Origin of the sequence: Limnohabitans sp., from assembly GCF_046052825.1 — a bacterium.
Classification (GTDB): Bacteria; Pseudomonadota; Gammaproteobacteria; order Burkholderiales; family Burkholderiaceae_C; genus Limnohabitans.
In genome coordinates this window covers 28,726-54,587 of record NZ_JAVLFP010000024.1, presented here as the reverse complement: position 1 = coordinate 54,587, position 25,862 = coordinate 28,726, and the positions used below count along the sequence as shown (strand labels likewise).

General features: G+C 57.8%; 26 protein-coding genes. 11 read left to right on the top strand and 15 right to left on the bottom strand.

The window, feature by feature from the left end:
• The first annotated feature begins 73 nt into the window (after nt 1–73).
• Together ACKWJN_RS03000 and ACKWJN_RS02995 are read left to right on the top strand one after the other, a co-directional pair.
• Nucleotides 74–439: a DUF2069 domain-containing protein gene (locus ACKWJN_RS03000; protein ID WP_408594376.1), complete on the top strand. Its 366-nt coding sequence runs from the start codon at nt 74–76 to the stop codon at nt 437–439.
• A gap of 15 nt (nt 440–454) precedes the next feature.
• Nucleotides 455–1,885 (top strand): FAD-binding oxidoreductase, encoded by a 1,431-nt coding sequence (locus ACKWJN_RS02995; RefSeq protein ID WP_408594368.1) that lies wholly within the window; start codon nt 455–457, stop codon nt 1,883–1,885.
• A 29-nt stretch (nt 1,886–1,914) separates the two neighbouring features.
• Here ACKWJN_RS02995 and ACKWJN_RS02990 read toward each other — a convergent pair whose 3' ends face one another.
• A complete protein-coding gene (locus ACKWJN_RS02990) occupies nt 1,915–2,910 on the bottom strand; it encodes a helix-turn-helix domain-containing protein (protein ID WP_408594366.1) in 996 nt (331 codons plus the stop codon).
• 175 nt (nt 2,911–3,085) lie between these two features.
• Between ACKWJN_RS02990 and ACKWJN_RS02985 the strand changes: the two genes are divergently transcribed.
• The 3 genes from ACKWJN_RS02985 to xth are packed head-to-tail and all read left to right on the top strand — an operon-like array spanning nt 3,086 to nt 5,193.
• Nucleotides 3,086–3,913 (top strand): thymidylate synthase, encoded by an 828-nt coding sequence (locus ACKWJN_RS02985; protein WP_408594364.1) that lies wholly within the window; start codon nt 3,086–3,088, stop codon nt 3,911–3,913.
• Nucleotides 3,914–3,928: 15 nt separating this feature from the next.
• The gene (locus ACKWJN_RS02980) at nt 3,929–4,417 is read left to right on the top strand and encodes a dihydrofolate reductase (protein WP_408594362.1); all 489 of its coding nucleotides are present in this window, start codon (nt 3,929–3,931) and stop codon (nt 4,415–4,417) included.
• 11 nt (nt 4,418–4,428) lie between these two features.
• Nucleotides 4,429–5,193: an exodeoxyribonuclease III gene (xth, locus tag ACKWJN_RS02975; RefSeq protein ID WP_408594360.1), complete on the top strand. Its 765-nt coding sequence runs from the start codon at nt 4,429–4,431 to the stop codon at nt 5,191–5,193.
• Nucleotides 5,194–5,224: 31 nt separating this feature from the next.
• On the opposite strand, the gene ntrC is transcribed toward xth, so the two are convergent.
• The 9 genes from ntrC to ACKWJN_RS02930 all read right to left on the bottom strand — a co-directional run bounded on the left by ntrC (nt 5,225) and on the right by ACKWJN_RS02930 (nt 14,633).
• Nucleotides 5,225–6,775, bottom strand: a complete 1,551-nt coding sequence (ntrC, locus tag ACKWJN_RS02970) for a nitrogen regulation protein NR(I) (RefSeq protein ID WP_408594359.1) — start codon at nt 6,773–6,775, stop codon at nt 5,225–5,227.
• Nucleotides 6,776–6,830: 55 nt separating this feature from the next.
• Nucleotides 6,831–7,922 (bottom strand): nitrogen regulation protein NR(II), encoded by a 1,092-nt coding sequence (gene glnL, locus ACKWJN_RS02965; protein ID WP_408594357.1) that lies wholly within the window; start codon nt 7,920–7,922, stop codon nt 6,831–6,833.
• Nucleotides 7,919–8,434: a hypothetical protein gene (locus ACKWJN_RS02960; protein WP_408594356.1), complete on the bottom strand. Its 516-nt coding sequence runs from the start codon at nt 8,432–8,434 to the stop codon at nt 7,919–7,921. The genes glnL and ACKWJN_RS02960 overlap by 4 nt, the downstream gene beginning before the upstream one ends.
• 81 nt (nt 8,435–8,515) lie before the next feature.
• Complete coding sequence (gene glnA, locus ACKWJN_RS02955) at nt 8,516–9,931, bottom strand: type I glutamate--ammonia ligase (protein WP_408594354.1); 1,416 nt, start codon at nt 9,929–9,931, stop codon at nt 8,516–8,518.
• 235 nt (nt 9,932–10,166) lie between these two features.
• Nucleotides 10,167–11,006, bottom strand: a complete 840-nt coding sequence (locus ACKWJN_RS02950; protein ID WP_408594352.1) for a competence/damage-inducible protein A — start codon at nt 11,004–11,006, stop codon at nt 10,167–10,169.
• Entirely contained in the window at nt 10,975–11,853 is an 879-nt protein-coding gene (locus tag ACKWJN_RS02945; protein WP_408594374.1) for an EI24 domain-containing protein, read from the bottom strand. Before ACKWJN_RS02945 ends, ACKWJN_RS02950 begins: the two co-directional genes overlap by 32 nt.
• A 40-nt stretch (nt 11,854–11,893) precedes the next feature.
• Nucleotides 11,894–12,910, bottom strand: coding sequence for a sterol desaturase family protein (locus tag ACKWJN_RS02940; RefSeq protein ID WP_408594351.1), 1,017 nt, complete (start codon nt 12,908–12,910; stop codon nt 11,894–11,896).
• Entirely contained in the window at nt 12,898–13,668 is a 771-nt protein-coding gene (locus ACKWJN_RS02935) for a polysaccharide deacetylase family protein (protein ID WP_408594349.1), read from the bottom strand. Before ACKWJN_RS02935 ends, ACKWJN_RS02940 begins: the two co-directional genes overlap by 13 nt.
• 2 nt (nt 13,669–13,670) lie before the next feature.
• The gene (locus tag ACKWJN_RS02930) at nt 13,671–14,633 is read right to left on the bottom strand and encodes a YncE family protein (protein ID WP_408594372.1); all 963 of its coding nucleotides are present in this window, start codon (nt 14,631–14,633) and stop codon (nt 13,671–13,673) included.
• A gap of 101 nt (nt 14,634–14,734) precedes the next feature.
• Here ACKWJN_RS02930 and ACKWJN_RS02925 point away from each other — a divergent pair, with 101 nt between their 5' ends.
• A complete protein-coding gene (locus ACKWJN_RS02925) occupies nt 14,735–15,529 on the top strand; it encodes an alpha/beta fold hydrolase (protein ID WP_408594347.1) in 795 nt (264 codons plus the stop codon).
• A gap of 32 nt (nt 15,530–15,561) precedes the next feature.
• Here ACKWJN_RS02925 and ACKWJN_RS02920 read toward each other — a convergent pair whose 3' ends face one another.
• Entirely contained in the window at nt 15,562–16,302 is a 741-nt protein-coding gene (locus tag ACKWJN_RS02920; RefSeq protein WP_408594345.1) for a pseudouridine synthase, read from the bottom strand.
• A gap of 113 nt (nt 16,303–16,415) precedes the next feature.
• Between ACKWJN_RS02920 and ACKWJN_RS02915 the strand changes: the two genes are divergently transcribed.
• A complete protein-coding gene (locus ACKWJN_RS02915) occupies nt 16,416–17,282 on the top strand; it encodes an alpha/beta fold hydrolase (RefSeq protein ID WP_408594343.1) in 867 nt (288 codons plus the stop codon).
• Here the strand turns inward: ACKWJN_RS02915 and ACKWJN_RS02910 are convergent.
• A complete protein-coding gene (locus ACKWJN_RS02910; protein WP_408594342.1) occupies nt 17,271–17,750 on the bottom strand; it encodes a MarR family winged helix-turn-helix transcriptional regulator in 480 nt (159 codons plus the stop codon). The two genes, ACKWJN_RS02915 and ACKWJN_RS02910, sit on opposite strands and share 12 nt — an antisense overlap.
• Before the next feature lie 99 nt (nt 17,751–17,849).
• On the opposite strand from ACKWJN_RS02910, the gene ACKWJN_RS02905 reads away from it, so the two are divergent.
• Genes ACKWJN_RS02905 through ACKWJN_RS02890 form a run of 4 tightly spaced genes read left to right on the top strand, consistent with a single transcriptional unit; the run spans nt 17,850 to nt 21,925 of the window.
• Nucleotides 17,850–19,067 (top strand): flavin-dependent oxidoreductase, encoded by a 1,218-nt coding sequence (locus ACKWJN_RS02905; RefSeq protein ID WP_408594340.1) that lies wholly within the window; start codon nt 17,850–17,852, stop codon nt 19,065–19,067.
• A gap of 23 nt (nt 19,068–19,090) precedes the next feature.
• Complete coding sequence (locus ACKWJN_RS02900) at nt 19,091–19,876, top strand: fumarylacetoacetate hydrolase family protein (protein ID WP_408594338.1); 786 nt, start codon at nt 19,091–19,093, stop codon at nt 19,874–19,876.
• A gap of 3 nt (nt 19,877–19,879) precedes the next feature.
• Complete coding sequence (locus tag ACKWJN_RS02895) at nt 19,880–20,956, top strand: amidohydrolase family protein (protein ID WP_408594336.1); 1,077 nt, start codon at nt 19,880–19,882, stop codon at nt 20,954–20,956.
• Nucleotides 20,957–20,971: 15 nt separating this feature from the next.
• Nucleotides 20,972–21,925, top strand: a complete 954-nt coding sequence (locus ACKWJN_RS02890) for a Bug family tripartite tricarboxylate transporter substrate binding protein (protein ID WP_408594334.1) — start codon at nt 20,972–20,974, stop codon at nt 21,923–21,925.
• Nucleotides 21,926–21,982: 57 nt separating this feature from the next.
• Here ACKWJN_RS02890 and ACKWJN_RS02885 read toward each other — a convergent pair whose 3' ends face one another.
• From ACKWJN_RS02885 to ACKWJN_RS02875, 3 genes are all read right to left on the bottom strand, one after another.
• Nucleotides 21,983–22,879 carry a recombination-associated protein RdgC gene (locus ACKWJN_RS02885; protein ID WP_408594333.1) on the bottom strand — a complete coding sequence of 299 codons (897 nt, stop codon included), beginning with the start codon at nt 22,877–22,879 and terminating at the stop codon, nt 21,983–21,985.
• 155 nt (nt 22,880–23,034) lie between these two features.
• Nucleotides 23,035–23,610 carry a hypothetical protein gene (locus ACKWJN_RS02880; protein ID WP_408594331.1) on the bottom strand — a complete coding sequence of 192 codons (576 nt, stop codon included), beginning with the start codon at nt 23,608–23,610 and terminating at the stop codon, nt 23,035–23,037.
• Between the two features lie 12 nt (nt 23,611–23,622).
• Nucleotides 23,623–25,806, bottom strand: a complete 2,184-nt coding sequence (locus ACKWJN_RS02875) for a fibronectin type III domain-containing protein (protein ID WP_408594330.1) — start codon at nt 25,804–25,806, stop codon at nt 23,623–23,625.
• Between the last annotated feature and the right edge of the window lie 56 nt (nt 25,807–25,862).

The following is a 25,862-nucleotide window of genomic DNA, read 5'->3' as shown; positions in this document are numbered from 1 at the left end:
CCTTATCGTCGGCAGCGTCAGATGTGTATAAGAGACAGCCCCCACCCCACGCCATGTGCAACTCACCCGCCTGATGGCGGTGGCCAGCTTGCTGGGCTTGATCGTGCTGGGGCTGGCCTGGGAGTTGTGGCTGGCCCCGGTTCGTCCGGGCGGCACCTTGCTGGCGCTCAAAGTATTGCCTCTGTGCATTCCGCTGACGGGCTTGTTGAAAAACCGCATGTACACCTACCGCTGGCTCAGCCTGTTGATCTGGTTGTACTTCACCGAGGGCGTGGTGCGCGCCTGGGGTGACCGCGCGCCCAGCAATTACTTGGCCATGCTGGAGGTGGTGTTGTGTGTGGTGCTGTTTGTGGCCTGTGCGCTGCATGTGCGCCTGCGCTTGCAACATGCCAAATTGGCAGCCCAGCTCGACCCACCGGCTGCAACCGTCCACCCTTGAGCCTCAAACACCCCCATGACCACCTTGTCCTTGCCCCAATTGCTGACCACCCTGCGCCAAGTGGTGGGGGAACCCCACGTGTTGACCGAGGGCGATTTGTCGGCCTTTGAACAAGACTGGCGCAAACGTTCTCGGGGCAAAGCACTGGCGGTGGTTCGCCCCGGCAGCACCGCCGAAGTGGCGGCTGTCGTGAAGGCCTGCGCCCAAGCGGGCGCTGGAATCGTGCCGCAAGGTGGCAACACGGGCTTGGTGGTGGGCTCGATCCCCGACGCCTCGGGCACCCAGGTCTTGCTCAGCCTGCAGCGCATGAACGCGGTCCGACACATCGACGCTGCCAATTTGGCCATCACCGTCGAGGCGGGCTGTGTGTTGCAAAACCTGCAACAAGCGGCTGAGCAAGCGGGTTTTCTGTTTCCTTTGAGCCTGGGGTCTGAGGGCAGTTGCACCATTGGCGGCAACTTGGGCACCAATGCGGGCGGCACGCAGGTGGTTCGATACGGCAACACGCGTGAGCTGTGTTTGGGCCTGGAAGTGGTCAATGCACAGGGTGAAATCTGGCATGGCTTGACGGGGCTACGCAAAGACAACACCGGTTACGACTTGCGCCACCTGATGATTGGCAGCGAAGGCACGCTCGGCATCATCACCGCCGCCACCATGAAGCTGTACCCCTTGCCCGCGGCCAAGCTGACAGCGTGGGCCGCTGTGCCTTCGGTGGCGCATGCCGTCGAACTCCTGGGCTTGGCGCACCTTCACTTGGGTGCAGGGTTGACTGGCTTTGAAATGATGGGCCAATTTGCGCTGAGCCTAGTAGACAAGCATTACCCGCAGTTGCGCGTGCCGTTGTGGCAAGACACGCCGTATTGCGTGTTGCTGGAGAACTCAGACACCGAGTCTGAAGCGCACGCACGTGAACGCTTTGAGCATGTGCTGGAAGTGGCGTTTGAACAGGGTTGTGTGAGCGACGCCGTGGTGGCCGAAAGCCTGTCGCAGGCGCGCAACTTGTGGCACATCCGCGAGAGCATCACGCTGGCGCAAGCCGAAGAGGGCCTGAACATCAAGCATGACATTTCACTGCCGGTGTCTGCCATTCCTGCATTTGTGGCTCAAACCGATGCCATGCTGGCCCGCGAGATTGAGGGCGTGCGTTTGGTGAACTTTGGGCATTTGGGTGATGGCAATTTGCACTACAACGTCCAAGCGCCTGCGGGCAGCGACAACGCCGAGTTTTTAAGAACCCAAGAAGACCGCGTGAACATCCTGGTGTACGACGCCGTGCGCGGCTTTGGCGGATCGATCTCAGCGGAACACGGGGTGGGCAGCTTGAAAGTGGACACCCTGCCCGACTACAAAGACCCCACGGCTTTGGCCATGATGCGACAGCTCAAGCAGGCCTTGGATCCCCAAGGCATCTTGAACCCTGGACGTGTGGTGCGACAGCCCTGAAAAAACGGGTGCTCGCATTGGCGTGCTGATCAGCGTGCGAGCGGAATTTCGACCAAGTTGACACGCAGAGGCTTGCCTGCAGGCAACGCCAAACGCCGCCCTTGGAAATAAATTTGCGCCTGAGACAGTTGAGGGCCAGCGATCTGCCAAGGCGACTTGCCTGAGACGCTGCGGCCCTCGGATGGCTTGAGCTCCAACAGGGTGGCTTGTTGGGCTCCATCGACCACGCACACGGTCATGGCAAGCTCGCTGACCACGTAGACGTAGTTGCCTGCTTTAGAGGCTTGCTCAACCGACACATCTGGCCAAGCCTCTGCGCTGAATGCACAGGCCGACATGTTGCTCTTGACGGGTGTGGCAGCGGCAAGCTGAGATGCGTTCGCAACGACCTGGCCATCGGGCACGGGAGGCACAGGAGCGACAACTTCAACCTGCGCAACCGCAAGTGACGGCGACGCCTCACCTGACTCGGGTGGCATGGCATCGGCAACCACAGGGGCTGGTGCGGGGCTGAACAAGGCGCTTGCACTCTGCCATGTCCAAGGCTCGGGCACAAACTCACTTGCCAGGTAAACGCCCCCCAACACCCCAGCGACCGATGCCATCCAAGCCAGTGCCTTTGGCCAAACCGAGAAATTGGCCAGCCAAGAGCGCGGGGCGCTCGACGCGGATTGCAAGGGTTCGGTGTGCTCGGCCAAGGCCACGATGCGGTTCACGGCGTCATGGCTGTCTTTGTCGAGGCCGTGTTGTGCGGCTTGAACGGCTTCTTCTGGACGGGCCATCGGTGGCTCGGCGCCCAAAATCATCAACAAGCGCTTGTAGGACTGGCGTTTGATACTCGGGGAATAAAACAACCCCTCGCCACCATCACCCTCTAAATGGCGCACCTGCGCCACCGACAAACAAGCGGTTCGCGCCAGAGAAGCAACCGCCAGACCAGCAGCTTCACGCAGTTGGCGCAAGTAGACGGGGTCACAGTCCTCGTAGACACGGTGCATGTCTGTCGGTGATTCAGGTGCAGTCATGGAATGGTGTGAGAAAAATCAGGAAAGGTAAAACTTAATAACCTAGTGTTCTAGTTTATCCATGTGACGTCAATAAGAAACATCCCGAGTCATACAGAAGTGCGTCATGCCTCCATCCAGTCAAACGGCTGCCTTTAAACTTGACGTTTTGTGACCCACACGAGTTGTCCCCGCCATGCGCCCCATACGCCGCCAATACGAAGACTTCATGCAACACGTCAACCAACATGGCGTGGCTAAAACCGACCGCACAGGCACAGGCACGAAGAGCGTGTTCGGCTACCAGATGCGCTTTGATTTGAACGAGGGTTTTCCGCTCGTCACCACCAAAAAAGTCCATTTGCGTTCGATCATTCAAGAGTTGTTGTGGTTCCTGACGGGCTCGAGCAACAACAACTGGCTCAAAGAACGTGGCGTGACGATTTGGGACGAATGGGCCCGAGAAGATGGTGACCTTGGACCGGTGTATGGCGTTCAGTGGCGCAGTTGGCCCACACCCGATGGCGGTCACATCGACCAGATCTCCGAGGTGATCCAGACCCTCAAACGCAACCCCGATTCGCGCCGCATCATCGTGAGCGCGTGGAACGTGGCCGAGCTCAACCAAATGGCCCTGATGCCCTGCCATGCGTTTTTTCAGTTTTATGTGGCCCCCCCCCAAGCACCGGGCGAGCGTGGGCGCTTGAGCTGCCAGTTGTACCAACGCAGCGCCGATATCTTTTTGGGCGTACCGTTCAACATTGCCAGCTATGCCTTGCTCACCCACATGGTGGCGCAGCAGTGTGATTTGGATGTGGGGGACTTCATCTGGACCGGCGGCGATTGCCACATTTACAGCAACCACCATGAACAGGTGGCCTTGCAACTCAGCAGGGAACCCTTTGCCTACCCCACCCTGAACATCGTGCGTCGCCCCGCATCGATCTTTGATTACCAGTTTGAAGACTTCCAAGTCCAAGACTACCAATGCCACGGTGCCATCAAAGCACCGGTGGCGGTGTGAAGCTTGGGTGTTGACATGGGCTTGAACCTGATTTTTGCGCGCGCCAGAAACGGCGTGATTGGCCGTGACAACATGCTGCCTTGGCACTTGCCCGAAGACTTGGCGCACTTCAAACAGACCACGCTGGGTCAGCCCGTGATCATGGGGCGCAAAACCTGGGAGTCGCTGCCGCAGAAGTTTCGTCCGCTGCCGGGGCGTACCAACATCGTGGTGACACGCCAGCGCGACTGGCAGGCCGATGGCGCATGGGTGGCCCACAGCCTGGCACAGGCGGTCGAACTTTGCCCACCCGGCACACCCGCCTGGGTGATCGGCGGCGCCGAGGTGTATGCGCAGGCGCTGCCCCTGGCCACCACTGCGGTGGTGACCGAAATTGAGGCCGACTTTGAAGGCGATGCCTTTGCCCCCCGCTTTGACAGCAGCTGGCAAGAAACCTCTCGCGTGTCCGGCCTCGCGGCCAACGGCTTGCACTACCACTTTGTCACGCTCAAGCGTGTCGTCTGACGCCTTACACCATGCAACTCGCCACCTGGAATGTGAACTCGCTGACCATTCGACTGCCCCAAGTTCTGGATTGGTTGGCCGCCAACCCGGTGGACGCCTTGGTGTTGCAAGAAACCAAAACCACGGACGACAAATTTCCTCGCGAAGCGATTGAGGCCACGGGTTACCACGTGGCTTATTTCGGGCAAAAAACCTACAACGGTGTGGCCTTGATCTCGCGTGCGCCTGCCGATGAGGTGGTGAAAAACATCCCCGACTTTGCAGACGACATGGCCCGTGTGATTGCCGGTACCGTCGACGGCGTGCGGGTGATTGGTGCTTATTTCCCCAACGGACAAGCCCCTGAGAGCGACAAGTTCGCCTACAAAATGCGTTGGCTTGACGCACTGCACGCGTGGGTCGGGCGCGAGCTCGAACAGCATCCCCGCTTGGTGTTGATGGGCGACTTCAACATCACCGTCGATGACCGGGACGTGTGGGACCCGGTGGGACTGAAAGACACCATCCATTGCACCGTGCAAGAACGTGACCATTTTCAGAACTTGATTCAACTGGGATTACACGACGCCTATCGCTTGTTTGACCAAGCCGAAAAAAGCTTCAGTTGGTGGGACTACCGAGAGTTTGCGTTTCGACGCAACCGGGGTTTGCGCATTGACCACATCTTGGTCAGCGATGCGCTCAAGCCATTGGCGCAGGGTTGCACCATTGACAAAGCGCCTCGTAAAAACGAACGCCCCAGCGACCACGCTCCGGTGGTGGTCACGTTGAACTGAACACCCCGCAACGCCTGCGAGGTGTTGGTGTTCAGTCTTCCAAACCGAGTTCTTGGATTTTTCGGGTGATGGTGTTGCGACCAATGCCCAGCTTGTGTGCGGCCTCAATGCGACGACCGCGGGTATTGGCCAAAGCCGTTTGAATCAAGCGTGCCTCAAACCGGTGGGTCAAGACGTCCCACACATCGGTTCGACCCGCCACCAACAAGTTCATGGCCTCTGCCTCTAGGCCTTGCTCCCAATCGGCACCCGGCATGTTCAGCACCACCGGGCTGCCGTGCGCGAGGTCCGCACCGTTCACGCTGATGTGCGTCACTGAGGCCGTGGGCATCTGGTCTGAGGGACGATCGGTGATGCGATCCGCCACCTCGTGCATGCCAACGCCCGCAGGTTCGTGCTGTGGGGCGCTCAATTGAACTTCAGGCGGCAAGTCTTTGGGCTCAATCACTTGCGCGGGTGCCATCACGGACAACCAATGGCAGATGTTTTCCAATTGGCGCACATTGCCTGGAAAAGCAAAGTGGTTCAACACGGCTTGCGCGGACTCTGCGATGCGTTTGGGCTCTACGCCCAATTGTTGTGCGCTCTGCTGCAAAAAGTGGCGCGTGAGCACTGGAATATCTTCACGCCGCTCACGCAATGCGGGCAGGCGCAGTCGAATGACATTCAAACGGTGAAACAAGTCTTCGCGGAACACACCGTCTTTGACCCTTTTTTCCAAATCTTGGTGGGTGGCCGCAATCACGCGAACGTTGGCCTTGATGGCGCTGTGGCCGCCGACCCGGTAGTAATTGCCGTCGCTCAGGACCCGCAACAAACGCGTCTGCAGATCAAACGGCATGTCGCCAATTTCATCCAAGAACAGGGTGCCGCCCTCGGCTTGTTCAAACCGCCCACGCCGCGTGGTCTGGGCGCCAGTGAAGGCGCCGCGCTCATGCCCAAACAGTTCGCTCTCGAGCAAGTCCTTGGGAATGGCGGCTGTGTTGATCGCCACAAAAGGCCCTTTGCTGCCCGCATCGCCTCGGGGCGAGTGTTTGTGCAGCGCTCGCGCCACCAACTCTTTGCCGCTGCCGCTTTCACCGGTGATCATGACGGTGACGTTGCTTTGGCTGAGTCGTCCAATCGCACGAAACACATCTTGCATGGCCGGCGCCTGACCCAGCATTTCGGGGGTGGCGTCTTGCAGCTCGCTTTGCGCTTGCTCGCGCTGGCTTTCGTTGACCGCGCGGCGGATCAACTCAACGGCTTTGGGCAAATCAAACGGTTTGGGCAAATACTCAAAGGCGCCGCCTTGAAACGCGGAGACCGCGCTGTCAAGGTCTGAAAACGCGGTCATGATGATCACAGGCAACGCTGGCAAACGCTCCTTGACTTTGGTCAACAAGTCCAGGCCTGAGCCGCCTGGCATGCGAATGTCGCTGACCAAGATTTGCGGACCCTCTTCTTCACTGGCCGCATCGAGCGCTTGCAAGACCTCGCGTGGGTTGGTGAAACTGCGTGTGGGCAGGTTTTCGCGCTGGAGCGCTTTTTCAAGCACGAAGCGAATTGACTGGTCGTCGTCAACAATCCAAATCGGTTTCATTTCGATACTTTCATGGCAACACTTTCATTTCAACAACAGAGGTAGGCAGAAGGTGTCATGGCAAGGGAATCAAGATTTTGAAATCTGTGCGCCCCGGCACACTGTCACATTCAATCAGGCCATGGTGTTGTTGTACAAAAGTTTGCGCCAAATTCAACCCCAAGCCCGAACCGCCATCCCGTCCAGAAACCAAAGGAAAAAACAATCTGTCTTTGATCTCTTCCGGAATACCAGGCCCGTTGTCAATGACATGCAATTCCAATGCCAACCGATAGCGTTGTTTGCCAAAGGTGACTTGTCGGTTGATGCGGGTGCGCAAAATGATTTCTGCATCCCCTGCTTGCGTGCGCTCCACCAAAGCTTGGGCCGCGTTGTGCACGATGTTGAGGACCGCTTGAATGAGCTGTTCGCGGTCGCCTCGGAATTCTGGAATAGAAGCGTCATAGTCTCGAACCACGCGCAAACCTTTGGAGAACTCGGCCAGCACCAAGCTGCGCACGCGCTCACAGACCTCATGGATGTTGACGTCCCCCACCATGTGCGGACGCCGATGCGGTGCCAGCAAGCGATCAACCAAGACCTGCAAACGGTCGGCCTCGTGGATGATGACCTGGGTGTACTCCACCAAGTCACGGCTTTCAACCTCCATTTGCAGCAGCTGCGCTGCCCCCCGGATACCTCCTAGAGGGTTTTTGATCTCGTGGGCCAAGTTGCGGATCAACTCTTTGTTGGCCTGCGCTTGGTCGATGAGGCGCTCTTCCCGGTCTTGCCGCGCTTGCTGCTCCAAGGGCAGCAGCTCGACCAAGACCTCGGTGGGGCGATCTGTGGGTGCCACGATCACATGGACGGGCAAAGCGTCTTGCTGCGGACGGCGCAGATGGGCGTCATACCGCAAGGCTGCAAAAGCATTGCTTTGAGCGCCTTGCAAGGCGCTTTCCAAGGACTGCGCCTGCGTGAAGTACTGCGACAAAGTGGAGCCTTGGATGTGGCGACGCGACACGCCCATCACATCTTCCAGAGCAGCGTTGGCGAACACGACCGTGCCATCGATGTGCACCACGGCCACCAACGTAGCCAACAAATCGAAAGCATGGAAACGGTCCGCGTGTGTGTCTGGACTTGCAGACAGGGGGGGCTTTTGAATCAAGGGTTGACTCCAGAGGACAGAGAAGGCTGACGAGAGAGTTCACGCTGCAGCCCCGCCATGTCAGCTTGGCTGCGCTCCAGGGCGGCGCGCAATTGCGCGATCCGTTCTTGGTATTTTCCGGGTTGGCGGTGTTCATCTGCACGTCGCTCGGGCTCGCCTTGGTTCCACTCTTGCAATAAGCGTTGGTGGCGCGCCTGGGCACGCTGCAACTCGGCTTGCAACACGAGGCGCGCTTGGGCGTCCCGTGCACGCTGCTCAGCGCCATCCACTTTGGCGTCACCAGAAGCTGCGCCTTGCGGCGTTGCCGGGTTGAGCGGTGGAGATGGAATGTGCGTGCCTTCGATCACGGTGACCGATGCATTGCGCAACAAGGTGCAATGGCGCTTGGGATCGGGTTGGTTGGTGTATTCGCTGCCACACCGGTACACCTGCTGTGCATCAGCACCCGCCACATGTGTGACAGCTAAGGCATGGAGCAGCCACAGTCCACAAAGCATCCACCCACGGTTCATGGCAAGTCCTCAAAATAAATGAACGGCACCAACAAAAAAGGACGGCTCACGCCGTCCTTTTTCTTGAAACGCCGCGATGAATTACAGCGAGTAGTACATGTCGTACTCAACAGGGTGCACAGCCTGACGGAAGCGTGTGACTTCGGTCATTTTGAGCTCAATGTATGCGTCGATCATGCTGTCGGTGAACACGCCACCTTTGGTCAAGAAGGCACGGTCTTTGTCCAAATACTCCAAGGCTTGGTCCAAGCTGTGGCACACGGTAGGAACCAATGCGTCCTCTTCGGGTGGCAAATGGTACAAGTCTTTGGTGGCAGCTTCGCCTGGGTGGATCTTGTTTTCGATACCGTCCAAACCCGCCATCAACAAGGCCGAGAAGCACAGGTAGGGGTTGGCCATTGGATCTGGGAAACGTGCCTCAATGCGACGGCCCTTGTCAGACGCCACGTGGGGGATACGGATCGATGCAGACCGGTTGCGGCTGGAGTAAGCCAACTTCACAGGGGCTTCAAAACCAGGCACCAAACGCTTGTAGCTGTTGGTCGACGGGTTGGTGATGGCGTTCAATGCACGGGCGTGCTTGATGATGCCACCGATGTAGAACAAAGCGGTGTCGCTCAAACCGGCGTAGCCGTTGCCAGCGAACAGGTTTTTGCCATCTTTCCAGATCGACTGGTGCACGTGCATGCCAGAACCGTTGTCGCCCACGATGGGCTTGGGCATGAAGGTGGCAGTCTTGCCATAGGCATTGGCCACGTTCCAGACCACATACTTCAGCTTCTGAGTCCAGTCAGCGCGTTCGACCAAGGTGGAGAACTTGGTGCCGAGTTCGTTTTGACCAGCGCCAGCCACTTCGTGGTGGAACACTTCAACGGGGATGCCCATTTCTTCCAAGATCATGGACATTTCGGCGCGCATGTCTTGGGTGCTGTCAACAGGAGGCACTGGGAAGTAGCCGCCTTTGACGGTGGGACGGTGGCCTTTGTTGCCGCCTTCGATGACTTTGCCGGTGTTCCAAGGTGCTTCGTAGTCGTCGACCTTGAAGAAAGAACCCGACATTTCATTGCCCCAACGCACGTCGTCGAACAAGAAGAATTCGGGTTCTGGTCCGAAGTAAGCGGTATCGCCCAAGCCAGAGGCCTTCAGGTAGGCTTCTGCGCGCTTGGCAATCGAACGTGGGTCACGGTCGTATGACTTGCCGTCACCTGGCTCCAACACGTCACAAGACAACACCAAAGTGGACTCTTGGAAGAAAGGGTCGATGAAAGCAGACATCGAATCGGGCATGAGCAACATGTCCGAGGCTTCAATGCCTTTCCAACCGGCGATTGAAGAACCGTCAAAGGCGTGGCCTTCGGTGAATTTGTCTTCGTTGAAGTGAGAAATTGGCACGCTCACGTGCTGCTCTTTGCCACGGGTATCGGTAAAACGGAAGTCAACGAACTTGACTTCGTTGTCTTTCACCATCTTCATCACGTCTGCGACGGTCTTGGCCATCAGGTTCTCCTGCAAGGGTAGGTTGGTTTATAAAAGTTTCGAGGTAAGAGGATGCAGATTCTGTGCCAAGCAATTGGCACCAAAAGTCGACATCTCAATGACCCTCTAGGTTCTTATTTTGCCTTGACTTCACACCACGCACCCCAGAACGAGGCATCTGGACATGAAAAAAGACAGAGAGATCAATTTTCCTATTTTGGTGCAATTCTAGAAAACGCACCAAAGTAGGGCCTCGTCAAGGCCGCACCAATTCGGGGCCAAATTGGGGGTTGAAGGTTTTCAAGCCCTCCAACAACGCCGCATAGGCTGGATCTACCTTGGCGGGATCGCCTTTCACCCCGAGTTCAATGTGACGACCCCATTGGGGGTGGTCCACGCTGGGAAGGCTGAACACCTTGATGCCCGGGTGGTCCTGCTCAATGGTTTCCATCAATGGGGTGAGAGACGCCTCCATGGCGCCAAACACAATGATGGACTTCTCGATCCAGGCATTCGTCAGAAAAAGATGGGGATAGTAGGTGTCCAGCACCCACGCGATCATGGGCCACGCCATGACAGGGAACCCTGGCACGAAATGCACCGCCCCCCCTTGTGAACCAAAACAGCTGAACCCAGGAATTTTGTTGTAGGGGTTGGGGATGATCGCTGCGCCCTGAGGAAACACCCCCATGTTCAAGCGATGTTTGTTGTCGTCGCGGTCGGGCTCGTAGGGAACGCCCTGCTCTTTGGCCACGTCTTGCATGCGTGAACGGATCAACACTTCGGCCTCGGGATGCAGAACTAAATCCACGCCCAAAGCACGGCCTGCGCATTGACGGGTGTGGTCATCGGGCGTGGCCCCAATGCCACCGCATGAAAACACAATGCTGTGGCTGTCAAAAGCGCGCTTCAAGGTGTGCGTGATTCGCTGAGGCGAATCGCCCACGTAGTCGGCCCAATCGAGGGACAGACCACGTTCGGCCAGCAGTTCTATGGTTTTCGGCATGTGCTTGTCCGCACGCTTGCCAGACAAGATTTCGTCACCGACGATGATCAGCCCAAACTCAGGGCGCGGGGGGTGGGAGGTGTTGCTCATCCCCAGATGCTAGCGCGGGTAGAGCCACCGAGGCGCCAACCACCACAGAGTCCGACTGCGCGCGCAGACTTTCGAGGGCGGCCAAGCTGTAGTGGGTGAACCACAAGGCCGTGAATGCAAACACCACGGCATAGATCCAGATGGCCAAGGGAACAAGCACCACAAAGGCCGCCGCAAATAAAGCGCCGGAGGCCCACACCACACTGGGCAATGCGCCCATGTAGCCCGTGATCACCCCCATCAAGAGTAACCAACCGCGGTGGCTACGCCCCAAGGCAATCCGCTCATCGCGACTGGCATGCACAGCCAATGCATCAAACACCATGACGCGGTAACTCAACCAACCCCAGATCAAGGGTGGAATCACAAACATCAGCGGGGGCACCAACCACAGGGGCAAGGTGATCAGCATGGCCAGCAGGGCGGCCAAGGTCGACCCCACCGTCCAGACCAAACTGCTGAGTGCCGAGCCACCATGCTTGAGTGCCAAGTGCTGAAAACGCCGTTGCACCACCAGGTCCACCAAGGCGGGCCCCATCATCAACGACACAGCCAACAAGGTCATCACCACCAACAAGGGCGTGACTGAAAAAATCACCACCAAGGGCACCATCACACTTTGCAAGTCTGAGGCGCCATGCGCTTGCATCCAATCCAACATGCCCTGCAACAACTGCCAACTGGCCAGTACCTCACGCACCCAGTCTTGCGTGGGTTGCCAAAAAAAATAGCCCCAACTCAATGCCACCACCAGCAACATCAGCAGGGGCAACAAGGACAGCAGCATGACGCGTGGCATCAAACAGTAGGCCACGGCGCGCCAAAAGGAATCGAACAACAAACGCATCGCCACAGGATAACCTAGGCGTATGGCTTTGGCGTGATGCTCAAGCTGGCGGGCGCCAGGCGCCCACCAGACGTTTGAAACCCAGCTTTTGCTGCGCCCAGAAACCCTCGCCGTAATCCCGACCGAGTTCAACTTGGTCACGGATGCCCGTGGGCTCAAAACGTTTGGAAAAATCAGCCGTGCCAAAGCAGATGTCCCACCATGGCAGCAGCACGCCAAAGTTATGGCCGCCCAACACGGTGGCCGCCACGGACGGCGTGCCAGGCACATCGGACGTCTGGGCTTGGTTTTTGACCGGGCTTTCATGTCCAATCCCCACACCGTGGTGCAAGCGGTGGAAACGCGGGCTGACCCACAAACGCTCGCCCCAATACCCCAAGCTCACACGCAAATTGGCGTGCTGGAAGTTTTCTGTCAATTGCGTGATGGCCACCACCGCCACAAATTGACTGGGCGCAATGCCAATCAGTTGGGCCACCAGCACCCAAATCACCGCCCCCATCAGGTCATCGAGCAAGTGGTTGCGGTTGTCGGTCCATTGCGTCATCTGCCGCTGAGAATGGTGCACCGCGTGCAAAGCCCACCACCAACCCCATTGGTGTTGGGCGCGGTGCAACCAGTAACCCACAAAGTCAAACACCACCAAGTAAATCAAAAAACTGGTCCAGGGACCATCGGTCACACCCGGCCAGAGTTCCTCCAGGTGAAAGGTTGCCAAGCCAGCCACACGCAGGTGCCCCATCAGGTCGTCCATCACAGGGTCGATGGTGAAAAACAGCGCAATTCGAAACAGCCCCAAACGATGGATCAAGGTGTAGATCACATCGGTCCGCACAGCGCTTGTATTTGCCACAGGCTCGACCGGGCGCCAGCGCTGCAAAGGTTCAATCACCAACAGCATCACGGCCATCTGAAGCAAGCCCACCAACAACCAGCCCGTACCGGTGTAGACCTCTTCCAGTCGGTTCCCCAATCCCAGGGCAAAAGCCCAAGGTTGCAACCAGTTTTCGTACAACGCAGCTTGCGCGTTGGCAAAGGCATCGATCAATGTGTCCATGCGCGGTATTGTGGGTGGTCTTTGAGGGTGACAAAGCAAAACCCTTGGGCCTTGAGGCCTTCTACCAGGGGCTCTAACACCGCAGGGGCCCACGCGTCTTGACGCGACCAAATGCCCAAGTGGGCCATCAAAATGTCACCCGAGCGGATGTTCTTCAAGGCCTTGTTGAGCAGCAACGCATTGGGGTATTTGTCGCTGGGCAGCTCGTCGCCCAAGAACCCCGCATCGGCCCAGCCGACATGGGCAAAGCCACATGCTTTGGCAGCCGCCAACAACGAGGGCGAGGTCTTGCCGCCCGGCGCGCGGAACAAGGACAAAGGCTTTTGCCCTGTGAGCTGCTGCAACCGGGTGTTGGCACGCTGCAACTCTTGACAGTATTGAGCAGCATCCCATATCTGGACTTGGCCCTTGTGAGGCCCGGCACTGGCACGCATCAGCCAACGACCCTGAGGTTGGTCCGCACGCCAATAGACATGGTCATAGGTGTGAGAAGCAAAAGCATGGCCTTCCGAACCCCGGGCGCGCCACCATGAGGCCCAGTGCTCACCCAAGGTGCCGTCTCCCTCTTGGGTCGGCTCATGGGCGGCAAAGAATGTGACCTTGACCTGCTGGCGGTTGAGCACGTCCGCCATCAAGGGCGCCACCCCCATGTGGCCGGTGTCCAGCGTCAGATACAGCGGTTTGCTGCAGGGAGCCGCCGCTTGGGCCATCGAGCCCAAGGTCGCCCAACACACCGCCGCCCACATCCAACGCCGCATAGTCAAAACCGCTTGGCGTGGTCCAAGGTCCAAATACCGTGGGGTGACTTGCCCACCTTGACCTGACGCACCAGCTGGCCGGTGGCGAGGTCAATCACGCTGACCTTTTTGATCCACCGAGAGGACACCATCAGCAACTTGCCATCGGCCGAGACCTCCATGCAGTCAGGGCCACCCGGTGCTTTGAATTGCGCCACCGACTCAAGGGTGGTGTAGTCGATTTTGTTGATGGTGTTGGCCACACGGTTGCCAACAAACACATGGCGACCATCGCCCAAGGCACGGAATGCGTGAGCGCCCTCGCCTGTGGGAATGGTTTTGAACAACTTGGCTTGAGGCCCTGTGACGTCATACACCTCCACCCGGTCACCCCCCGTCAAACCCACCAGCAGGTACTTGTCATCCGGCGTGCCAAACACGTCGGCAGGCAGCGAGCCGGTCTTGACACGCCATTTCAAAGTTTGTGTGGCCAAGTCAACCGCGACCAACTCGTCGCTGTCTTGCATGGAAGCATAGGCCGTGGTGCTTTTGGTGTCGATCCAAATGTGGCTGGGTGTTTTGCCCGACGGAATGCGTTTGGCCAAGGTGAGGTCTTTGCCATCCCAACGGTAAATGTCAATGTGGTTGAGTCGGTTGGCCACCGTCACAAACCATTTCATGTCGGGAGAGAAACGCAACTGGTAGGGGTCGAGCGTGCCACGCACCACACGTTGAACTTCGGCGGTGCGGGGGTCAAGGAAGGTCAAGGAGTCACCCCCGGCATTGGCCACGATGACCGATTTTTCATCCGGGGTCAAATACAAATGGTGGGGTTCTTTGCCCGTCGGAATGCGCCGCGTTTCTTTCCACGTCACCGGGTCAATCACGCTGACGTTGGCGTCTTGCGAATTGAGCACAAAGATGGGGTTGGCAGCCTGGACAGCAGGCACAGAACACAGCAGCAAGCCAGCGATGGCCAGCGTCATTCGTTGAAACAAGAACACGGTGGATGCACCTTCAATAAGTCAGCCCACAGTGTAACGAGCGGCTCTTCGACTTGAATCGCCATGGGCTTTAATATTCGGCCATGACCATGATCCAGCTCAAACAAACGCGCCTTGAGGTTGAACGGATCAACGTGTCCCCCTCCGCCCACGCGTCCAAGCGCTCCCCGATCGTGTTTTTGCACGAAGGCCTGGGATCGGTCGCCATGTGGCGCAGCCGGCAAGGCTTTTGGCCCGAACAGGTGTGCCACGCCACTGGCCGCCATGGCGTGGTGTATTCGCGTCGAGGCTACGGCCAATCAGACAGCGTGCCCGATGTGCGCGGACTCAACCGCTTACCACCCGACTACATGCACCGCGAAGCCTGGGACGTGTTGCCTGAGTTGTTGAAATTACTGGGCATCGAACAACCCGTCTTGCTCGGTCACTCGGACGGCGGCACCATTGCCCTGCTGCATGCCGCACGCCACCCCTTGAGCGCCTGCCTGGTGATGGCGCCGCATGTGATGGTGGAAGAGGTGTCTATCCATGCCATCGAAGCCGCACGCGAGGCGTATGTGAGCGGTGATTTGCGTGGGCGCTTGTCCAAGTTTCACCGAGATGTCGACGCTGCGTTTTGGCAATGGAACGACGTGTGGCTCTCAGAAGGGTTTCGCAGCTTTGACATTCGCAACGTGTGCCACGACATCCGCTCCCCTGTGTTGGCACTGCATGGCGTGGACGATGCTTACGGCACGCTGCGGCAAATTGAAGACATTGCCCCGCAGCATGGGCACATCACACGCCATGCCTTGGCCGATTGCGGGCATTCACCGCACAAAGACCAAGCGCAAACCACGCTGGCACTGGTGGCGAATTTTTTAGCTGACATGCCCTGAACCAGCCCCCCCGATGGCGTGCACACGGTGCCTCACTTGCCCGTCAAGAGTTGCATCTCGTCGCCGGTGATCCAACGCCATTGGCCCGGTTTCAACGCTTCGGGCAAGGGCATCTCACCGATTTGCGATCGGTGCAAACCCACCACTTTGTTGCCCACCGCAGCCAACATGCGTTTGACTTGGTGGTATTTGCCTTCGGTCAGCGTCAAGCGCAGGTGATGCTCGGCCACCGCCTCGCAAGCAGCGGCACGCACAGGCTTGGGCGAATCGTCCAGCACCACGCCATCCAGCAGTCGCTGCACCTGCTTGGCGTCCAGCGGGTCGTCGGTGGTCACCTCGTACACCTTGGGCACATGGTGGCGCGGCGAACTCATGCGGTGAATCAAGGGTCCGTCGTCGGTCAACACCAGCATGCCGGTGGTGTCTTGGTCCAGACGCCCAACAGCTTGCACACCTTGCACCGCACTTTTTTGAGGCCTCTGGCGCAGCGCGGCTGGCAGCAGTGTGTACAGACTGGGCCAGGCTGAAGGCTTGTGCGAACACTCATAGCCCGCCGGTTTGTGCAACAGCACATAGGCTTTGGCGTGGTAGGGCCACAGCACGCCTTGCACTGAATACATCCGGCCCTCATGCGTGTCCACCTCTTGCAGTGGGTCATCGCAGTCCACCAGGCCGTTGCCCAGATCGACTTGCACATAGCCTTGCTGAATCAAACCCGCACAAATACGGCGGGTGCCAAAGCCTTGGGAATACAAAATATCTTGCAGTTGCATGGGCACCATCGTAAACGCTGGCCCCTGTTGCGATCGTGGTGCAACCGAAGTGCAGGCCTAGGCAAAATAGAACGCCTGCACAGACACCCGTGTTCGCCACTCTGAAAGCCACCATGTCCCCCAGCTCCCACTACCTGCAATGCGGCCACTTCAACCTGCACTACACCGCTTGGGGACCCCAAGACGCGCCCGTGGTGATCGCCTGGCATGGCCTGGCGCGCACCGGGCGTGACTTTGACAGCCTGGCCCAACAGCTGGCACCGAACTACCGCGTCATTTGCCCGGACACCATTGGCCGTGGTTTGAGCCAGTGGAGCCATGACCCCGACAACGACTACTGCCTGGCTCGCTACGCACGTTTGGCTTTGAACCTGATGGAAGGCTTGCACATCGAGCGCGCCCACTGGGTTGGCACCTCCATGGGTGGCGCCATCGGCATGGTGTGCGCGGCAGGCTTGGATTTGCCTGAGTTCAAAGGGCGCATCCAAAGCCTGGTGCTCAATGACATGGCGCCGGAGTTGGCGCAAGCGGCGATTGAACGCATCAAAGCCTACGCTGGCACGCCACAGGCGTTTGACACCGTGCCCGAGTTGGAGGCTTTTTTTCGCCAAGCCTATGCGCCGTTTGGGTTTCAGACCGATGCGCAATGGCGGCATTTGACAGAAACATCCACCCGGCGATTGCCCGATGGCCGTGTGACACCCCATTACGACCCTGCCATCGTGCGGCAGTTTTTCCGCCCCGTCCCTGAGTACGACATGTGGGCCCAGTACGACGCACTGGCCATGCCCGTGATGGTGCTGCGCGGGGCCAACTCCGACTTGGTGCTGCCTCCTACCTTGCACACCATGCAAAGCCGTGGACCGGGCGCCCAAGGTCGCTTGCAAGTGCATGAGATTGAGGGCTGCGGTCACGCCCCTGCGTTGAATGTGCCTGCGCAGTGGGCTTTGGTCACCGACTTTTTGAAATCAGCGGCCTGACGTTGGCCGCGCCAGAGGCACAAACGCGGCACGCGCCTCTTCACCCAAACCATCGGTGAGTTGCTGCAACAAGGCGATGAATTGTTCGCGCTGTGTCGCATTCAAAGGGGCCATGAGCCTGTTGTAGGCCTCATGCACCGACACCTCAGACTTCTTCAGCAACCGCCCCCCCGCGGGTGTGAGACGCACGGCCATGTGTCGACGGCTGGTGGTTGAGACTTCGCGCGCGATCAAGCCACGCTCCTCCAAGCCCCGCACCACACGCAACACGGTGACTTTGTCAAACGCCAAGGCTTTGGCCAAACGGGTTTGGTCGATGCCCGGCTCCGAACTCACCACCGTCAATGCACCGTATTGCGCCTGGGTCAGGCTCAACTCAGCGCAGCTGCTTTCAAAAATAGCGGCCGATATTTGATGCGCGCGGCGCAGCAAAAAACCAGGGCGTTCGTACATCTCGATCAAAGGCATGTATTGGGGTTTCTATCTAGAGGCGGTCAATTCAGAACAAGACACAATAATCGTTTGCATGCTAACGAACAATCATTCTCATATGTATCGGGGTAAACGATGAAAGTAGCGATCTTAGGTGGGGGCATTGTCGGTTTGGGCTTTGCATTGGGCTTGCACGCGCGCGGCATCGACTGCGAAGTGTTCGAAGCTGTGGCGGACATCAAAGAGATCGGCGTTGGCATCACCCTGCTGCCGCACACCAACAAAGAACTCGCCGCGCTGGGCCTGTTGCCCCAACTAGAAGCTGTAGGCATTGAAAACCTCGAAAGCGTGTTCTACAACCGCTTTGGCCAATACATTTACAAAGAACTGCGTGGCCGCCACGCGGGTTATGCCACGCCCGAGTTGGGCATTCACCGCGGCAAGTTGCACCGCATCATGTTTGATGCGGCCATGGCGCGGCTGGGTGCAGACCGGATCCACACCGGCTACCGCTGCATCCGTGTGGACCAGACGGAGCAACACGCCATCGCCACCTTTCAGCTGGCCAACGGCGACACACGCCAAGTGCAAGCCGACGTGGCCGTGGCCTGCGACGGCGTCAATTCGGCGGTGCGCAAACAACTCTTCCCCGACGACAAGGTGTGCTTCGCTGGCATCAACACCTGGCGTGGTGTGACGGTGCACAAGCCCATTCTGTCGGGCAAAAGTTACTTGCGAATTGGCTCCATCGACACAGGCAAGATGGTGATCTACCCCATCGTCGACAACGTGGACGGCAAGGGCAACCAGCTGATCAACTGGACTTCTGAGATTCGCCTCGATGGCGCACGCATGAACGACTGGAACAAACCCGGCAACCCGGCCGACACCTTGGAATACTTCAAGGACTGGAAGTTCCCATGGCTGGATGTGCCCAACCTGATCATGTCGTCCGAGCGCGTGTTCGAGTACCCCATGGTCGACAAAGACGCCCTGCCCCAGTGGAGTTTTGGCCGTGTCACCCTGATGGGCGATGCCGCGCACCCCATGTACCCACGTGGCTCCAACGGTTCAGCCCAAGGGCTGATCGACGCCCGCACCTTGGCCGACCTGCTGGCCCAGAGCACCGACCCGGTGGCCACCCTGAAGGCCTACCAAGACCTGCGCCTGCCAGCCACCGCCAAAGTGGTGGAGACCAACCGTTCGCAACCGCCAGACTTCATCATCATGAAAGCCGATGAGCTCAGTGGCGACAAACCCTTCAACAACATTGACGACTTGATCAGCCAAGATGAGTTGCGCAAAATCTCGGACCACTACAAAGAGATCGCAGGCTTCGCGCTCAAGTCTTGAACTTTCAAACCCAGGAGATACGTATGGACCGCCGTCACTTCTTCCAGAACTCAGCCTTGGTCACCACCGGTGCCTTGGTCGGGTGTGCCACCCCTGGCATCGCGCAGCAACACCCCAAAACACCGTTTGCCGTGCCTGCGGTGTACATCCCCATCGTCGGTTCCGACGAGATGTTCCCGGTGCGTCGCATCTACTGCATTGGCCGCAACTACGCCGCCCATGCGCGTGAAATGGGCTCAGACCCTACGCGGGAGCCGCCCTTCTTCTTTCAAAAACCCACTGACGCCATTCAATACGTGGCCGCAGGCACAGTGGGCCAGCACCCCTACCCACCCCTGACCAAAAACTACCACTACGAAGCTGAACTGGTGGCGGTGCTGGACAAAGGTGGACGCAACATTCCAGTCAACAAGGCCTTGGAGTTGGTGTACGGCTACACCTTGGGTCTGGACATGACGCGGCGCGACTTGCAGCGCTTCATGGGCGACCAGAAAAAACCTTGGGAAATCGGCAAGAGCTTTGACAAATCGGCCCCCATCGGCGCCGTGCACAAAGTGGCGCAAACCGGGCACTTCACCCAAGGTGACATTTGGCTCAAGGTCAACGGTCAAACCAAACAAAAAGCCAACCTGAACCAAATGATTTGGTCGGTGGCGGAACAAATCGCCCAACTGTCGGAAGCCTTTGAGCTGTTCCCGGGCGACATCATTTACTCAGGCACCCCCGAAAACGTCGGACCGGTGGTGCGTGGCGATGTGATTGAAATGCACATCGACGGCTTACCCAACCTCAGCGTCAACATTGTTTAAACCATGACACAAAAAAACTTGCAAAAACCCGGCAAAGTGCCCTACCTGCGCATCGCCACTGAAGAGGCGTTTTGCCCTTCTGAGATGCTCGACATCTACCGCAACATCCTGAAGCAACCGCATGTCGACCCAGGCTTTCAAAGCCTGATGGGCTTTTACATGAGCAGCCCCAGCGAGCGAGCCCAGCACATCATGCGTTGCTTGGTGGACTTGGACCAAGTGCGTATCGGTCACATGGACGATGCGGGCATCGACATGCAAGTGATCGCCCTCACCTCCCCCGGCGTGCAAGCCATGGACCGCGACCTCGCCGTCTCGTTTGCCAAAGTGGCCAACGACGAGTTGGCTGAAGGTGTGCGCCGCCATCCAGACCGTTTGGTCGGCATGATTGCCGTGGCACCCCAAGACCCGGCTGAAGCCGCCAAGGAAATTCAACGTGGCGTGAACCAACTGGGCATGAACTCGGTGGTGATCAATTCACACACCCACGGCGAGTACCTGTCTGATCAAAAGTTTTGGGAAATCTTTGAAGCCGCCCAAGCCCACGACACCCCAATTTACCTGCACCCCAACACACCACCGGCCAACATGATTGGCCCCTTCCTAGACGCGGGTCTGGACGGCGCGGTCTATGGCTTTGGTGTCGAGACCGGACTGCACGCTTTGCGTTTGATCACCTCGGGTGTGTTTGACCGCTTTCCTCAGCTGCAAATCATCCTGGGCCACATGGGCGAAGCCCTGCCGTTTTGGGCCTACCGCCTGGACTATATGCATGCCGCCACCGTGCGCTCCAACCGCTACGCTGCCGTGCAACCCTTGAAGCGCAAGCCCAGCGACTACCTGCGTGACAACTTTCACATCACCAACAGTGGCGTGGCATGGCCCAAAGCGATTGAGTTCACGCAAAGCGTGGTGAGTGAAGACCGTGTGCTGTATGCCATGGACTACCCTTACCAGTACGCGATTGACGAAGTGAATGCCCTTGACGGCATGGACATGAACCCTTCTGCCAAGAAGAAGTTCTTCCAAACCAACGCACAAGCTTTGTTCAAAATTCCAACGCCAAAAACTGGCGCTTGACACTGAGGAAACTGCATGAAACGTTTTCTGCTTGCGTGCTTCGCCTGTGTGTTCGCCGTTCAAGTCTGGGCACAGGCCAGCAACACCTCCGTCAAAATCATCGTGCCGTTCACGCCGGGCACAGGCATGGACACCATCGCCCGCACGGTCCAACCCCGCCTGGCCGAAAAGTTGGGACTGCCCGTGGTGGTGCAAAACATGCCGGGGGCCAGCGGCAACATTGGCGCGGAGTTTGTGTCCAAGGCGGCAGCGGATGGCAATACCATTCTGATGGGGGCCAACACCATGCTGATGGCCTCTCAGTTGTACAAAACCACCAGTTACAACCCGGTGAAAGACTTTGCCCCCGTATCCATGGGGGCCTATGGCACCTTGATGCTGGTGGCTCATCCGAGCACAGGCATCAAAACAGTCAAAGATTTGGTGACCACCTCACGCGCCAAACCAGGCTTCATCACCTTTGGCTCCCCCGGTGTGGGCACGCCGCACCACATGGCGATGGAGTTGTTCAAACTCGAAACCAAATCGTTCATGCTGCATGTGCCGTACCGTGGCACAGCGGGCTACACCCAAGACTTGTTGGCGGGCGAACTGATGGTGGGCTTTTTGCCCATCCATGTGGCCCAGGGCTTTGTCAAGTCCGGCAAGCTCAACGCCTTGGCCGTGGGTAGCCCCAAACGTCACCCTGTGGCGGCTGATGTGCCTACCTTCTTGGAGTTGGGTTACAAAGAAATTGACGTCGACCTTTGGTACGCCTTCTTTGTGCCCGTCAAAACACCTGCTGCGACTGTCAAAGCGCTCAGCAGTGACTTCGCCAGCATCTTGCAGCAGCCCTCACTGAAAGAGATCTTCAGCCGCGCAGGGCTTGACGCCAGCCACTCCACACCTGAAGAGCTCGGCGCCATCGTGGCCAAAGACTACCCACGCTGGGGCCGTGTGATTCAACTCAAAGGCATCGTGGCCGAATAAACCCAGCCCGAGACCTGAGGGCTCAGGTCTCGGCGCCCTATCCAGCGGCTGGCTGCTTCAGCCCAGCACCATCTCGCCGCCTAAGGCCTCGATCAAATCCGGCAGCAGCTGACAGAGTTCGCCTGTCGCAATGGCCACATCGGCATCAAAGCCTTCGTCTTTCTCAGACGAGGTGGCTTCAAACACCACATCCAGAAAAGTCACCTTCTTGAGCTGCAAGGCTTCGGTCAAGACAAACGACACGCGGCTGTTCCAGGTCAAAGCCAAACGGGTGGGCAACTTGCCACCCTCCACATGTTGCTTGACTTCTTCTGTGTCGAGCGCATGACGCACATAGCGCACCACCGATTTGGATTCGTCCGCCGCCTTGAGCTCACACTCGCGATCGACCGAAAAGTCTGAGGGCGGCTCTTGTGTGATCAGCCATGCCGTCATGGCTGCTTGGGGTGACATCTGGGTGTTGAGCAGCATCACGCTCAAACCGGGCAAGGCGCTGACCAAGCGTGTGATCACCTCGTCGGCTTTGGCTTGGCTGCCTGCATCGATGATCAGCAAACTGGACGCAGTGTCAATCCACACCCACACCGAAGACTCTTTGCTGAAGGCCAAAGGCATCAGCGTCATGCGCACGTCGTCTTTGATGTCGCGCATTTCTTTTTTGCCGGGCTTGCGACCCGTGGTGGCCTCGATCTGGTCGCTGCGCTCTTTGGCTTTGCGCGCAACCACAGACCCTGGCACAGCTTTGGTTTCTATTTTGAGTTTCACAATGAGTTGACCCGCCACAGACTCGACCAAGGGCCCATGTGCTTCGCCCCGGGGTTCCACCCATCCCACCGACTTGTCTTGGCTGGCGCCACATGGCACAAACCGCTCGGCGTCTAAGCAGCCTTCGATCTGGGCCAAAGTGGCAGTCCAGCCCTCACCGATTCGATACACGATCACATTTTTGAACACGCGCAGCCTTTATTTTTGGAGCACTGACAGACATAAAAAAAGCCAACCGCAAGAGTTGGCTTTGGGATTGAAATTGATTTTACCGTGCCCCTCACATGCCATGCCTTGTCAAAGCAAGCCTATGTGGAAAATGGGAAAAATGGGTGAGACTGGCGTTAATCCAGCTCCACGATCGCCATGGGAATTTGATCGGTCAACCAAAACTTGTCTGTTTTCAGGACAACCCACAGTGGATGCATGGCGGCGGGCAATTGCAGTTGCGCTCGGCTGACTGGTGTTTTGGGTTGAACCATCGCAGTCACGACCATCGGGTCCGCATGCACCGCGGTCTTTGGGGGCAAATTGAGCAAGATCAGGCTGGTCTTGAAGGCGTCACGCAAGCTCTGCGCGTCGGGCAACTGCCACTGCTTGAGGAAGACCTTGGCGCCTGAAGGAAGTGTGAAAAAAGCCCGCTCGGACCAACTTGCACTCACCTTGGAAAGCTCACGCTCGAGCGCTGGGTCTGGCAACTCCACCTGCGCTTGCAGAAACGCCGCATAAGTCGATTTCGGCGCCAGCATGCGGTGCAGCAATTGGGGCAAATTGAGCGCAAAACTGAAGTTGACCGCGGCATTGGCACCCCGCGTGATCTCCACGCTGTTGGGATGCGCCGGGTCTTGCGCCCTGGCCGCATGGACACCCCAAAACAGGCAGGCCGCCGTCAGTAAAAAAGCCTTGTGAATCGTGCTCAAAAAATACCCGCCTTAGGGTGAACAACTTGAAGTGGGCGTGCCACCCATGTACTTGTTGTTGCTGAAATTGCTGCTGGTCATGAAACAAGGGATGAGGGACGTTTTGCCAATGTAAGCACCCTTCATCAACACATGCAGGGTGCTTTTCAAGCTGGCGGACTCCCCCTCTGGTTGATAGTCCACCACGGTGTGAGCGTGGTAGTGGTAGCCGATATCGTCGTGGTTGTGGCCGCCAAATGCATCCAAGGTGCCATACCCCTTCAAAGAGGTATCGGATGTTCTGTAACTCGCAAACAAGGCAATGCCATCGTAGCCAAAGCCAATCAATGGAGGATGGGTCACGCCCACATAGTCCGCGTCGTTGTACAAGCCCAGCCCCGCGCTCGCTTGGTAACCATCGGCATGGCAATGTGGTCCGCCGCCACCCTGCCCGACGTGGCAACCACTGGCAGACAACTCGCCCACCAAAGGCGCAGGTACCAAGGTGTTGTTGAAAATAGGAAACATCACAGACCCATCAATCAACAAACCATTGTCTGCCGTGCTGGCATAGGTGTACACATCTTTGGATTTTGTCGTACCTGACACATCACTCCAAAGTGTTTTGCTGAAGGTGTTCTCAGTCACGGCAGTGACCTGCCCGTAATCCTTCATGGGAATCATCGAGACATAGTTTTCCAAATTGGAGTAACGGGTGACTTTGCCGCTTCCGTAGGGCTGAGTCCCATCTCCGGGGGGGCGAGGAATGTCTTTCAATCCGTTGGGAGAGGCCTGGTTGCCGTAGTTCACCACCACCATGAACGGATGGTATTTGCCTGAAGTGTCTTGCTCATTGGTGAAGTACACATACGGCACCAAATTTTGGCCTGGCGTGCCATCTGAAATGGAGTCACTCACCAGTTTGGTGGCCAAAGCCGCATCCCGAAAAGCGGTGTACACAGCCGGTGCATAGCGGAGTTTTTCTCCAGTGCCTTCTAAAGCCGACTTGATCGTGACCAGCATGGCGTCAGCTGCAGTTTTCGTCGCGGCATCGGTTCCAACCGAAGCGATTTGGGATTGGTAAGCGGTTTTGACGTTGCTTTTGATTCTGGTCACCACCTCGGTCGAGGTGTAAGTGATCTTGGATTTGAAGGGGGCTGCGGTGTTGCTGACCATGTTGACAGCTTGCGGATTCATGAAACTTGGAATACCCAAATCCAATGGCGTGGGGTAGAGATACAGCGGTGTGCCAGTGGTCGCCAAAGCATAGGCCCCGCTGGACAGACTCACGTACTTGCCTGTGCCTGTACCCGTGAAGCTGCTGTCCAACGTGTAAGAAGCTACAAATGGAATGGCTGCTGAGGCAGAGGCGTAACTGTAGATGTAGCGATTTTTTGCCTGCAGCAAATGGGTGCTTGCATCGTAGGAAAAGGTCACATACCCGTTGGCTGTGGCCGATGTTTTGCCAAACACATTTCTGAACTTCAATGTGTTGGTGGTCGTGTCCACATCGATCGAATTGTTGGGATGCAAGTGCGAATCCAGTCGGTAATAGCCGTCGCTGGCCGCCACCAACTGAATGGTTTTGGTCAAGTAATCGTTGTAGGTCGACGATGACGAGAGCGTGCCCGTCGTGACCGTGTAACCCGCAGTGGTGCTGTCGCTGTAGGTCGTTCCAATTGCGAGGTAATTTGACGAGGTGCTTGCCGTCGCCGCATCCGACACCATGTAGCGCGCGCGGTTGGTCACGGTGCTCGTTGCCGTGAGCGAAGAACTCGGGGTATAGGCTTTGGCCACCAAGGTCTCAAAATTGGCTGGCGTTGTGTAACTCAACGCCACCGAGGAAGCCACAGGCGTGACGCTCACCGCCGACGAAGCTGCGCTGGTGCCCACACTGTTGGTGGCGGTGACCGTGCAACTGTAGGCAGAGGCATTGGTCAACCCCGTCACCGTGATGGGGCTGCTGCTGCCAGACGCTGTGACCGCCGATGACGAGCCGGTGATGCATGACACCGCATAGCTCGTGATGGCTGCGCCCCCTTTGGACGATGGCGCTGTGAACGCCACGCTGGCTTGGCCACTCCCAGCAGTGGCGGCACCCACCGTGGGGGCACCGGGCACGCTGGTGGTGGACGGACCGCCACCTCCACCGCCGCCACAAGCGACCAATCCAAACAAGACAGAAACCGACAAGACAAAGCGCAGTCCGTGTTTCATTGTGTGAATTCCTAAATTTGATATCAATAAAAACAATAAGAATACTTTAACACTCA

Excerpts from the sequence above, each read along its gene's own strand:
- ACKWJN_RS03000 (WP_408594376.1), top strand. The coding sequence starts at position 74 with ATGGCGGTGGCCAGCTTGCTGGGCTTGATCGTGCTGGGGCTGGCCTGG.
- ACKWJN_RS02995 (WP_408594368.1), top strand. The coding sequence starts at position 455 with ATGACCACCTTGTCCTTGCCCCAATTGCTGACCACCCTGCGCCAAGTG.
- ACKWJN_RS02990 (WP_408594366.1), bottom strand. The coding sequence starts at position 2,910 with ATGACTGCACCTGAATCACCGACAGACATGCACCGTGTCTACGAGGAC.
- ACKWJN_RS02985 (WP_408594364.1), top strand. The coding sequence starts at position 3,086 with ATGCGCCCCATACGCCGCCAATACGAAGACTTCATGCAACACGTCAAC.
- ACKWJN_RS02980 (WP_408594362.1), top strand. The coding sequence starts at position 3,929 with ATGGGCTTGAACCTGATTTTTGCGCGCGCCAGAAACGGCGTGATTGGC.
- xth (WP_408594360.1), top strand. The coding sequence starts at position 4,429 with ATGCAACTCGCCACCTGGAATGTGAACTCGCTGACCATTCGACTGCCC.
- ntrC (WP_408594359.1), bottom strand. The coding sequence starts at position 6,775 with ATGAAACCGATTTGGATTGTTGACGACGACCAGTCAATTCGCTTCGTG.
- ACKWJN_RS02960 (WP_408594356.1), bottom strand. The coding sequence starts at position 8,434 with ATGAACCGTGGGTGGATGCTTTGTGGACTGTGGCTGCTCCATGCCTTA.
- glnA (WP_408594354.1), bottom strand. The coding sequence starts at position 9,931 with ATGGCCAAGACCGTCGCAGACGTGATGAAGATGGTGAAAGACAACGAA.
- ACKWJN_RS02950 (WP_408594352.1), bottom strand. The coding sequence starts at position 11,006 with ATGAGCAACACCTCCCACCCCCCGCGCCCTGAGTTTGGGCTGATCATC.
- ACKWJN_RS02945 (WP_408594374.1), bottom strand. The coding sequence starts at position 11,853 with ATGCGTTTGTTGTTCGATTCCTTTTGGCGCGCCGTGGCCTACTGTTTG.
- ACKWJN_RS02940 (WP_408594351.1), bottom strand. The coding sequence starts at position 12,910 with ATGGACACATTGATCGATGCCTTTGCCAACGCGCAAGCTGCGTTGTAC.
- ACKWJN_RS02935 (WP_408594349.1), bottom strand. The coding sequence starts at position 13,668 with ATGCGGCGTTGGATGTGGGCGGCGGTGTGTTGGGCGACCTTGGGCTCG.
- ACKWJN_RS02930 (WP_408594372.1), bottom strand. The coding sequence starts at position 14,633 with ATGACGCTGGCCATCGCTGGCTTGCTGCTGTGTTCTGTGCCTGCTGTC.
- ACKWJN_RS02925 (WP_408594347.1), top strand. The coding sequence starts at position 14,735 with ATGACCATGATCCAGCTCAAACAAACGCGCCTTGAGGTTGAACGGATC.
- ACKWJN_RS02920 (WP_408594345.1), bottom strand. The coding sequence starts at position 16,302 with ATGCAACTGCAAGATATTTTGTATTCCCAAGGCTTTGGCACCCGCCGT.
- ACKWJN_RS02915 (WP_408594343.1), top strand. The coding sequence starts at position 16,416 with ATGTCCCCCAGCTCCCACTACCTGCAATGCGGCCACTTCAACCTGCAC.
- ACKWJN_RS02910 (WP_408594342.1), bottom strand. The coding sequence starts at position 17,750 with ATGCCTTTGATCGAGATGTACGAACGCCCTGGTTTTTTGCTGCGCCGC.
- ACKWJN_RS02905 (WP_408594340.1), top strand. The coding sequence starts at position 17,850 with ATGAAAGTAGCGATCTTAGGTGGGGGCATTGTCGGTTTGGGCTTTGCA.
- ACKWJN_RS02900 (WP_408594338.1), top strand. The coding sequence starts at position 19,091 with ATGGACCGCCGTCACTTCTTCCAGAACTCAGCCTTGGTCACCACCGGT.
- ACKWJN_RS02895 (WP_408594336.1), top strand. The coding sequence starts at position 19,880 with ATGACACAAAAAAACTTGCAAAAACCCGGCAAAGTGCCCTACCTGCGC.
- ACKWJN_RS02890 (WP_408594334.1), top strand. The coding sequence starts at position 20,972 with ATGAAACGTTTTCTGCTTGCGTGCTTCGCCTGTGTGTTCGCCGTTCAA.
- ACKWJN_RS02875 (WP_408594330.1), bottom strand. The coding sequence starts at position 25,806 with ATGAAACACGGACTGCGCTTTGTCTTGTCGGTTTCTGTCTTGTTTGGA.